The following is a 9,295-nucleotide window of genomic DNA, read 5'->3' as shown; positions in this document are numbered from 1 at the left end:
CCCTCGCCCCGCCCGGCATCCCCGCCTCGCGTCCGCTGCGCAGTGAACTGCGCGACGCGCTCCTGGCCCGCGAGCACGACACCGACGTCCTGGACGCGCTCCTGCACGCCGCCGCCCGCAACGGCGGGGACGACCTGCGCGACCTCGTCCGCCGCATCGGACTGCTCCTCGTGCGCACCCCGGAGGGCGCCACCCGTTTCGACCGCGCCCTGGTCGACCTCGGCCGGCACGTGCCCGGCTTCGCCGCCCACGCGGCCGCCTGGCTGGCCGAGGCGCCCGAGGAGTGGGCGGCGCTGGTCGGGCCGAGTTCCCACCGGATGATCGAGAACCTGGCGGGTGCGGGCGTCCCCGCGTGAGCGGGCTCCCGGTCGCCGGGCCGCCGTACGGTGTCGTGCGCCCCGTCACAGCCCCCATGCCGATGCGGGCAGGAGGCACCCGGCATGGCACCCTTAGTCCTGCGCACGAGGCAACCACGGACAACGACCGGACACGGGTTCGACGAGCTTTCGACAAGGAGCAGGCACAGTGCAGCGCTGGCGTGGCTTGGAGGACATCCCCCAGGACTGGGGGCGCAGCGTCGTCACCATCGGCTCCTACGACGGAGTGCACCGCGGGCACCAGCTGATCATCCGGCATGCCGTGGACCGCGCCCGGGAACTGGGCGTGCCCGCCGTCGTCGTCACCTTCGACCCGCACCCCAGCGAGGTCGTACGCCCCGGCAGCCACCCGCCACTCCTCGCCCCGCACCACCGCCGCGCCGAACTCATGGCCGACCTGGGCGTGGACGCGGTGCTCATCCTCCCCTTCACGACCGAGTTCTCGAAGCTGTCCCCGGCCGACTTCGTCGTCAAGGTCCTGGTCGACAAGCTGCACGCCAAGGCGGTCGTCGAGGGCCCCAACTTCCGCTTCGGTCACAAGGCCGCCGGGAACGTGGAGTTCCTGTCCACGCAGGGCAAGACCTACGACTTCGAGGTCGAGGTCGTCGACCTGTACGTGACCGGTGCGGCGGGCGGCGGCGAGCCGTTCTCCTCCACGCTGACGCGGCGGCTGGTCGCCGAGGGAGACGTCGAGGGCGCGGCGGAGATCCTGGGCCGGCCGCACCGGGTGGAGGGCGTCGTCGTCCGAGGCGCCCAGCGGGGGCGCGAAATGGGCTTCCCCACGGCCAACGTCGAGACGCTGCCGCACACGGCCGTCCCGGCCGACGGTGTGTACGCCGGCTGGCTGCACGTCCAGGGCGAGGCGATGCCGGCCGCGATCTCCGTGGGGACCAATCCGCAGTTCGAGGGGACCGAGCGCACGGTGGAGGCGTACGCCATCGACCGGGTCGGGCTCGAACTGTACGGCCTCCATGTCGCCGTCGACTTCCTGTCGTTCGTGCGGGGGCAGGCCAGGTTCGACACGCTGGACGCGCTGCTGGAGCAGATGGCCGAGGACGTCAAGCGCTGCCGGGAGCTGGTGGCGGCGGCCGAGCGGTCCGCCTGACCTCCCGGCACCTCCGCGTACTCGCTACACCTCCCTGGCACCTCCGCCGACTCGCTACGCGCTCGCGGCCTCGTCCGGGTGGAGGGCGTCGAGGATGAGGGTGAGACCGAAGGCGAACTCGTCGGCGTAGTCGTAGCCGGGCTTGAGGACGTGCTCGGTGGCCAGTTCGGTGAGGTGGGGGTAGGTGTCGGCGGGCATGTCGCGCACGATGGCGCCCGCCACCTCGTCCAGCTCGGCGGCGCCTCTGAACGGCAGGCTCAGCTCCTGGAGCACGAACCCGTACAGATAGCTGTCGATCAGCGAGACGGCGTGCGCGGCCATGGGGACGGAGAATCCTCCGGCGCGCAGCGTTCCGATGACGGCGTCGTGATGGCGCAGGGTCGCCGGGCCGGGCTGGGAGCGGGAGTCCATGAGGCCGACGGCCCAGGGGTGGCGCCGCAGTACGGCACGGGCGGAGTCCGCGCGGTGGCGCAGGGCACTCCTCCAGTCCCTGTCGCGCGGCGGTAGGTCGATCTCGCCGAACACCGCGTCCACCATGCCGTCGAGGATGTCTTCCCGGCCCGCGACGTGGTGGTAGAGCGACATCGCCTCGACGCCGAGCGGTTCGGCGATGGCCCGCATGGTGAGCGCGTTCGCCCCCTTCTCGTCCGCCACCGCCACCGCCGTGCGGATCACGCGCTCGCGACTGAGCGGAGTGCGCTCCGACGCCCCCCGCCGGCTCTTGTTCCCCGCGCCCATCCGGCCCTCCTGCTCGCTTTTCGCCGTGCACTCCCCTTGACCGCCTTACAGCATAAGGCTAGCTTGCCTTACAACATAAGGTAGGCATTCCGGCGAGGGGGCTGCGCCATGGACACGGAACGCGTGAAGAAGGTCTGCGTCATCGGGGCTTCGGGGAAGCTCGGGCAGTACATGGTCGGGCACGCGCTGGAGCGCGGCTACGAAGTGGTCGGGGTGTGCCGGGAACGCAGCGTGCCGAAGCTGGCCGCGTTCGAAGGCCGGATCACCGTCGTCCCCGGAGACACGAACGACCCGGAGGTGATCCGGCGAGCGGTCGCCGGGTGCGACGGGGTGCTGACGGTGCTGGTGCCGTGGGGTGTACGGCAGTACGCGTCGGGCACGGCGCAGGCGGTGCTCGACCACGCACGGCCGGGCGCGCGCCTGGTCTTCTCCTGCGGCTGGCACATCACCCGCGACGGCAAGGACAGGTACTCACGGCTGTTCGTCCTGGGCGTACGGATCGCCACCGTGCTGGCCAAGCTCGTCCGCGCCGTCGAACTCGACGACCAGGTCGAGGCGTGCCGACGGGTGTTCGCCAGCGACACCCGGTGGACCGTGGTGCGCGGCAGCTCCCTGGAGGAGGGCGAGAGCCAGGGCCTGCCCGTGTGGAGCCGGCACGTGGGCGACCCGGTACTGGCCGGCAACCTGACGCGGCGGGTGGACTTCGCCCTGTTCATGGTGCACGCCCTCACCGACGACACGCTCGTCCAGGAGGCCCCGGCGATCGTCGGCTGCCGGACCCCCGGCGCCCTCGCCCACGCCGGGGGGTCACAGCACTAGCCGGGCTGTCGGCCCGGCTTCGCCTTCAGCGCGTCGCCCAGTGGCATGCCACCTGGGCCGTGCCGCCGCCGTCGAGGATCTCCGGATCCCGGGTGCGGCACGCGTCCGCGACACCCGCCCGTTCCGCCTCGCCGCTCGCGAGGATCTGGCAGCGGGCGTGGAAGCGGCAGCCCGACGGGACGCGGGACGGATCCGGGGGCTCGCCCGTGAGGACCACCGGGGCGCCTGGGGCCTCGGGGAGGACGGACAGCAGTGCCTGGGTGTACGGGTGCCGGGGGGCCGTCAGCACCTGCTCCACCGTGCCCGTCTCCACGATCCGGCCCAGGTACATGACGGCGACCCGGTCGGCGATGTTCCACGCCAGACCCAGGTCGTGCGTGACGACCAGGGCGGACAGGCCCAGCTCGGTGCGCAGCCGGAGCAGCAGGGCGAGGATCTCGCCGCGTACCGAGGCGTCGAGGGACGCCACCGGCTCGTCGGCGACGAGGAGTTCGGGTTCCAGGACGAGTGCGCCCGCGATGACGACACGCTGGCGCTGCCCGCCGGACAGTTCGTGCGGGTAACGCAGGAAGAAGCGCTCCGGGGGTCGTAGCCCGGCCCGTGACAGGGCCTCGGCGACCGCCGTGCGTTCGTCGCCGCCGTAGCGGTGGATGCGCAGTCCCTCGGCGACCGCGTCGTACACCGTGTGCCGGGGGTTGAGCGAGCCGCTCGGGTCCTGGAGGACCAGCTGGACGCGTTTGCGGTAGGCCTTGAGGGACCGGAGGGAGTAGTCCAGGGGGCGGCCGTCGAAGGTGACCCGGCCCGCCGTCGGCTCGACCAGACCGAGCAGGCTGCGGGCCAGGGTCGTCTTGCCGCAGCCGGACTCGCCGACCAGCGCGACGATCTCGCCAGGACGGATGTCGAGGCCGACCCCGTCCACCGCGCGGGCCCGGGGGCCGCCGTGCCGTCCGGGGAAGGTGACGTGAAGGCCCTGGGCGCTGAGCAGTGGGGCCGTGATGACCTCGGGGGGCGTGGGGGAGATGGTCATGGCGTGCTGGGCCTCGCTTCCTCCAGGGCTTCCGGTTCCCCGGCCGAGCCCTCACCGCGGGCCCCCGGTTCCCGGAGTGCCTCGCCGGTTGCGGGTTCCGCCGTCGCCCGCTCGGCAGGGGCCTCGGCTCCCGGCGGCCCGACCAGCACGCACGCCGCCCGGCGCTCCGGCCCCGCCGCGCGCAGCGCCGGGTCCTCCTCGGCACACGACTCCAGCGCGACCGGACACCGGGGATGGAACGTGCAGCCGGACGGCAACGCCGCCGGGTCCGGCGGGTCGCCCGCCAGCCCCTGCGGGGCGAACCGGGACGCCGGGTCGCCGATGCGCGGGAACGCGGCCGACAGGGCCCGGGCGTACGGGTGCCGGGCGTCCTCGTAGACCTGCTGTGCCGGGCCCTCCTCGACCACCCGGCCCGCGTACATCACCGCGAGCCGGTCGCAGGTGTCGGCGAGGACCGCCAGGTCATGGCTGATCATGATCAGGCCGAGGTCCTGGTCCGCGACGAGCTGCTCGATGAGCCGGAGGATCTGGGCCTGGATCATCACGTCGAGTGCGGTCGTCGGCTCGTCGGCGATGATCAGCCGGGGATGGCAGGCCAGGGCCATGGCGATCATGACGCGCTGGCGCTGGCCGCCGGACAGCTCGTGCGGGTAGGCGCCGGCGCGGGCCGCCGGCAGACCGACCTGCTCCAGCAGGTCACCGGCCTTCTTCCTCGCACCGGCCGCGGTGGCCTTCCGGTGCAGCACGATCGGCTCGGCGATCTGGTCGCCGATGCGATGCACGGCGTTGAGGGAGTGCATCGCGCCCTGGAAGACGACGGAGGCCCCGGCCCAGCGGACCGCCCGGACCCGGCCCCACTTCATGGCCAGCACGTCCTCGCCGTCGAGGAGCACCTCCCCGGTGATCCGCGCGCCGGCCGGCAGCAGCCGCAGCAGGGCCAGCGCCAGCGTCGACTTGCCGCAGCCCGATTCGCCGGCGAGGCCGAGCTTCCGGCCCGCCTCCAGGCGCAGATCGACCCCGCGCACGGCGGCCGCCCCGCCCGCGTACGTCACGGTCAGGTTCCTGACGTCGAGCAGACTCAACGCGACACCCCCAGCCTGGGGTTGAGGACGGACTCCACGGCCCGCCCGCACAGCGTGAACGCCAGCGCCACCACGGCGATGGCGATGCCCGGCGGCACCAGGTACCACCAGTCCCCGGCACTGACCGCGCCCGCCTCCCGCGCGTCCTGGAGCAGCCCGCCCCACGACACGACCGTGGGGTCGCCGAGGCCGAGGAAGGCGAGGGTCGCCTCGGCGAGGATGGCCGAGGAGATGATCAGGGTCGTCTGGGCCAGGACCAGCGGCATCACGTTGGGCAGGACGTGCCGGGACATGACGTGCCCGTGCCCGCCGCCCAGCGCCTTCGCCCGCTCGATGTACGGCCTCGTCTCCACGGCGAGGGTCTGCGCACGCACCAGCCGGGCCGTGGTCGGCCAGGTGGTGACGCCGATCGCGACGACGGTCGTGGTCAGCGACCGGGACATCACGGTCGCCAGGGCGATCGCCAGCACCAGTGTCGGCATGACCAGGAACCAGTCGGTGATCCGCATCATCACCGTCGCGTACCAGCCCTTGAAGTGTCCCGCCGTCACCCCGATCAGGGTGCCGATCGCCACCGACAGCACGGCGGCGAGCAGCCCCACCAGCAGCGACACCCGCGAGCCCCAGATCACCAGGCCCAGCAGGTCCCGCCCGAACTGGTCGGTGCCGAGCGGGAACGCGGCGCTCGGGCTCTGCATCGGACGCCCCGGCGCGTCCGTCACGCTGCTCACGTCGGAGCCGACGAACAGCGGTGCGAACAGCGCCAGCAACGCGCACAGCGAGAGCGCGGTCAGGCCGTACAGTCCCGCCCGTTCGGAGCGGTACTGCCGCCAGAAGCGGGCGACGGACGCCCTGCGGCGCTGCCGGGCGAGGGCGCGCGGGCTCGGGGCCGTACCGATCGACGTCGTCATCGGGCCACCCGGGGGTCCAGCAGCGGATAGACCAGGTCGGCGAGCGTGTTCATCAGGATCACCGCGGCAGCGAACACGAAGAACAACCCCTGCACGAGCGGCAGATCGGGCACGCTCAGCGCCTGGTAGAACAGCCCGCCGAGGCCGGGCCAGGAGAACACCGTCTCCACGAGGATCACACCCGCCACCGTCCGCCCGAGGTTGATGAAGATCAGCGTCACGGTCGGCAACAACGCGTTCGGCACGGCGTGCCGGCGGCGGACGAGGTCGTCGCGCAGCCCCTTGGCCCGCGCGGTCGTCAGATAGTCGCTGCCCATCTCGTCCAGCAGCGCCGACCGCGTGACCAGCAGCGTCTGCCCGTACTCCACGGCCACCAGCGTCACCACCGGCAGCACCAGATGGTGCGCCACGTCCAGGACGTACGCGAAGCCCTCCTCGCCGCCCGACTCCATGCCGCCGGTCGGGAACATGCCGGGCAGCGGGCCGATGCCCACCGACAGCACGATGATCAGCAGCAGCCCCAGCCAGAAGGACGGGATGGAGTACAGCGTCAGTGCGAGGCCCGTGTTGACGCGGTCGCCCAGCTTGCCGTGCCGCCATGCCGACCGGGTGCCGAGGAGGATGCCCAGCGCCGTGTAGAGGACGAAGGCGGTACCGGTGAGCAGCAGGGTGTTCGGCAGCGCCTCGGTGATCTTGTCGAGGACGGGGGCGCGGAACTGGTAAGACGTCCCGAAGTCGCCCGTGAGCGCCTTGCCGCAGTAGTCCGTGAACTGCCGCCACAGCGGCAGGTCGAGTCCGAACTCCTCACGATAGGCGGCCAGCTGCTCCGCCGACACCTGACGGCCGCCCGTCATGGTCTTCACCGGGTCCCCCGGGATCAGCCGGAAGAGGAAGAAGCTGGTCACGAGGACGGCCAGCAGCGATACGGCGGCACCGGCCACCTTGCCCGCCAGGTACCGCGGGTACGCGGAGCTCTTGCGCACCCGGAGCCCGGCCGCCGTCCGCTGCTCGTCCTCGACCAGCGCGGGGGTCGCGTCAGCGGTCATGGGTGCCCGCTCGCCGCTTCACTCGCGTTCCTCGGCGGTGGCCCGCCGCCGCATCGCCGCGAAGGCGCCCAGCCCGGCCAGGACCAGGACACCCGCGACGGCCCCGACCACCACGCCTGTCGACGACGCGTTGTCCGATGATCCGCCGGAGTCGGCCGGGACCGCCGACCACCAGCTCCAGTAGCCGTCCTGGCCGTAGATGTTGCCCGCCTTCGCCGGCATGGTCGTGATCGACTTGATCTGGTCCGTCCGGAAGGCCTCGACCGCGTTCGGATACGCCATGACGTTCATGTACCCGAGGTCGTACAGCCGCGACTCCATCTGCTTGACGATGTCCGCCCGTTTGGCGGGGTCGTACTCGGTGAGCTGCCGGGCGTAGAGCTCGTCGTACCTCTTGTCGCAGATGAAGTTGTCCGTCGCTCCCGTCTCCTCGGGCGTCGCCGGGAGGGCCCCGCAGGTGTGGATGGACAGCACGAAGTCCGGGTCGGGGTTGACCGACCAGCCGTCGAACGCCAGGTCGTACTTGCCGGCCAGCCACGGGTCGGTCACGTTGTCCAGGCAGTTGAGCCGGACGCCGATGCCGAGCTCGCCCCACCACTCCTGGAGGTACTTGCCGACCGCCTTGTCGTTCGGGTCGGTGGCGTGGCACAGCACGCGGTAGGTGATGGGCTTGCCGTCCTTGCCGACGCGTTTGCCGTCGCCGTTCTTCTTGTAGCCCGCCTGATCGAGCAGCCGGGCCGCCTCGGCCGGGTCGTACGCCAGCTTCTGGCTCGCGGACGGCTTCCAGAAGTAGTCCTGGAAGCGCGGCGGGATGTAGCCCTCGCCCTCGACGGCGTGGCCCCGGAACACCTTGTCGATGATGGCCTCGCGGTCCACGGCCCGGAACAGGGCGTTGCGCACCCGCTGGTCCAGCAGGGAGGGGTGGCCGTCGCCGAACTTCTTGCCGTTCTTCGCCTTCGCGCCCGGGTTGGTGGCGAGGGCGTAGAAGCGGCGGCCCGGGGCGTCGTTGACCTGGATGTCCTCCGCGCCCTTCAGGGACTCCGCCTGAGCGGGCGTCAGGGACGGGGACCCGGCGACGAAGGACACCTCGCCCTTGCGCAGCGCCGACACGGCCGCGTCCTGGTCCTTGTAGTAGCGGAAGACCAGCTCGTCGAACTTCGGCGACCCGCGCCAGAAACTCTTGTTGGCCTTGAGCCGGACGTAGCTGTCGGCCTTGTAGCCGCTCAGCACGAACGGCCCGTTCCCCACGACGGGGAAGGTCTTGTCGTTGTTGAACTCGGAGAAGTCCGAGACCTTCTCCCACACGTGCTTCGGCACGATCGGCACGTCCAGCGCGGCCATCGTGGCCTGCGGCTTCTTCAGCTCGATGACCAGTTCGGTGGGGCTCGGGGCCGTCACCTTCCGGAAGTTCCCGACGTAGCTGCCGTTCGCCGTGGCCGCGCCGGTGTCGGTCATCATCTTGTTGAAGGTCCACGCCGCGTCCTCGGCGGTGGTCTGCTCGCCGTCCGACCACGTGGAGTTCGAGCGGATCGTGTACGTCCAGGTCAGCTTGTCCGGCGACGGCTCCCACTTGGTGGCCAGGCCCGCGATGGCGTGGTTGTCCTTGGGGTCGTAGTTGGTCAGGTACTCGTACATGAGCCGGTGGATGCTCGTACTGAGCAGCCGGACCGCCAGGAACGGGCTGAGCGAGTCCACGCTCTGCGCCACGGCGACGGTCAGCACCTTCTTGCCGTCGTCGGCCGCCCGGGCCTGCTGGGGCGCCGGGTCGAGCGGGGTCGCGAGACCGGCGGTGAGGGTGAGCGCGGCGGCCCCGGCCAGGGCGACGAGCCGGAGGCCGTGCGGGAGGCTGCGCTTCTGATCGTTCGTGCCCATGGTCGGACCTCGCGTCATCGCTCGGACGGGAAGGACGGGTTGATCAGCTGTCAGATGCGTGATGTGTGTGTACCAGCGGCCGTCTCCACCCGTCAACGGCGTGTTCACCCCTTGTGGCCTGCGGAAATAACGAATTGGCGAGCATTTCGCACTCATTGGTCGAGACCAGTGACGCGCTCCTGGCCAGGGCCTGGCAACGGATTTCGCCCCTGAACGCGCCGAGGCCCGCGCCGAGTCGAACGGCGCGGGCCGGGCGGGGATCGGCCCCTCGAAAAGGGGCCGATCGGGTGAGGCGGTTACTGCGTCGGAGGCGGGGGC

General features: G+C 71.6%; 8 protein-coding genes and 1 pseudogene. 3 read left to right on the top strand and 6 right to left on the bottom strand.

Features of this window, described 5'->3' with window-relative positions; translation table 11 throughout:
- A pseudogene (locus C1J00_RS31655) lies at window positions 1–356 on the top strand (serine protease); the annotation flags it as partial.
- A gap of 169 nt (window positions 357–525) precedes the next feature.
- Window positions 526–1,482, top strand: coding sequence for a bifunctional riboflavin kinase/FAD synthetase (locus C1J00_RS31650; protein ID WP_102912420.1), 957 nt, complete (start codon window positions 526–528; stop codon window positions 1,480–1,482).
- Window positions 1,483–1,536: 54 nt separating this feature from the next.
- Here the strand turns inward: C1J00_RS31650 and C1J00_RS31645 are convergent, their stop codons facing one another.
- Window positions 1,537–2,220: a TetR/AcrR family transcriptional regulator gene (locus C1J00_RS31645; protein ID WP_180989765.1), complete on the bottom strand. Its 684-nt coding sequence runs from the start codon at window positions 2,218–2,220 to the stop codon at window positions 1,537–1,539.
- A gap of 108 nt (window positions 2,221–2,328) precedes the next feature.
- On the opposite strand from C1J00_RS31645, the gene C1J00_RS31640 reads away from it, so the two are divergent.
- The gene (locus C1J00_RS31640; RefSeq protein WP_102912419.1) at window positions 2,329–3,039 is read left to right on the top strand and encodes an NAD(P)-dependent oxidoreductase; all 711 of its coding nucleotides are present in this window, start codon (window positions 2,329–2,331) and stop codon (window positions 3,037–3,039) included.
- A gap of 25 nt (window positions 3,040–3,064) precedes the next feature.
- Here C1J00_RS31640 and C1J00_RS31635 read toward each other — a convergent pair whose 3' ends face one another.
- From C1J00_RS31635 to C1J00_RS31615, 5 genes are read right to left on the bottom strand one after another with little or no spacing between them, the layout of a single operon-like run.
- On the bottom strand, window positions 3,065–4,066 hold the full coding sequence (locus C1J00_RS31635) for an ABC transporter ATP-binding protein (RefSeq protein WP_102912418.1): 1,002 nt from the start codon (window positions 4,064–4,066) through the stop codon (window positions 3,065–3,067).
- Window positions 4,063–5,148 carry an ABC transporter ATP-binding protein gene (locus C1J00_RS31630; protein WP_102912417.1) on the bottom strand — a complete coding sequence of 362 codons (1,086 nt, stop codon included), beginning with the start codon at window positions 5,146–5,148 and terminating at the stop codon, window positions 4,063–4,065. The genes C1J00_RS31635 and C1J00_RS31630 overlap by 4 nt, the downstream gene beginning before the upstream one ends.
- On the bottom strand, window positions 5,145–6,059 hold the full coding sequence (locus C1J00_RS31625) for an ABC transporter permease (RefSeq protein WP_102912416.1): 915 nt from the start codon (window positions 6,057–6,059) through the stop codon (window positions 5,145–5,147). The genes C1J00_RS31630 and C1J00_RS31625 overlap by 4 nt, the downstream gene beginning before the upstream one ends.
- Window positions 6,056–7,105, bottom strand: coding sequence for an ABC transporter permease (locus C1J00_RS31620; protein ID WP_102912415.1), 1,050 nt, complete (start codon window positions 7,103–7,105; stop codon window positions 6,056–6,058). Before C1J00_RS31620 ends, C1J00_RS31625 begins: the two co-directional genes overlap by 4 nt.
- A gap of 18 nt (window positions 7,106–7,123) precedes the next feature.
- A complete protein-coding gene (locus C1J00_RS31615; protein ID WP_102912414.1) occupies window positions 7,124–8,977 on the bottom strand; it encodes an ABC transporter substrate-binding protein in 1,854 nt (617 codons plus the stop codon).
- Window positions 8,978–9,295: the final 318 nt, after the last annotated feature.

The organism is Streptomyces cahuitamycinicus (assembly GCF_002891435.1).
Taxonomy (GTDB): Bacteria; Actinomycetota; Actinomycetes; order Streptomycetales; family Streptomycetaceae; genus Streptomyces; species Streptomyces cahuitamycinicus.
This window is presented reverse-complemented; position numbering and strand designations above follow the sequence as displayed.

What these genes read in the sequence shown, in the direction of transcription:
- C1J00_RS31645 (WP_180989765.1), bottom strand. Translation starts at nt 2,220, where the DNA reads ATGGGCGCGGGGAACAAGAGCCGGCGGGGGGCGTCGGAGCGCACTCCG.
- C1J00_RS31640 (WP_102912419.1), top strand. Translation starts at nt 2,329, where the DNA reads ATGGACACGGAACGCGTGAAGAAGGTCTGCGTCATCGGGGCTTCGGGG.
- C1J00_RS31635 (WP_102912418.1), bottom strand. Translation starts at nt 4,066, where the DNA reads ATGACCATCTCCCCCACGCCCCCCGAGGTCATCACGGCCCCACTGCTC.
- C1J00_RS31625 (WP_102912416.1), bottom strand. Translation starts at nt 6,059, where the DNA reads ATGACGACGTCGATCGGTACGGCCCCGAGCCCGCGCGCCCTCGCCCGG.
- C1J00_RS31620 (WP_102912415.1), bottom strand. Translation starts at nt 7,105, where the DNA reads ATGACCGCTGACGCGACCCCCGCGCTGGTCGAGGACGAGCAGCGGACG.
- C1J00_RS31615 (WP_102912414.1), bottom strand. Translation starts at nt 8,977, where the DNA reads ATGGGCACGAACGATCAGAAGCGCAGCCTCCCGCACGGCCTCCGGCTC.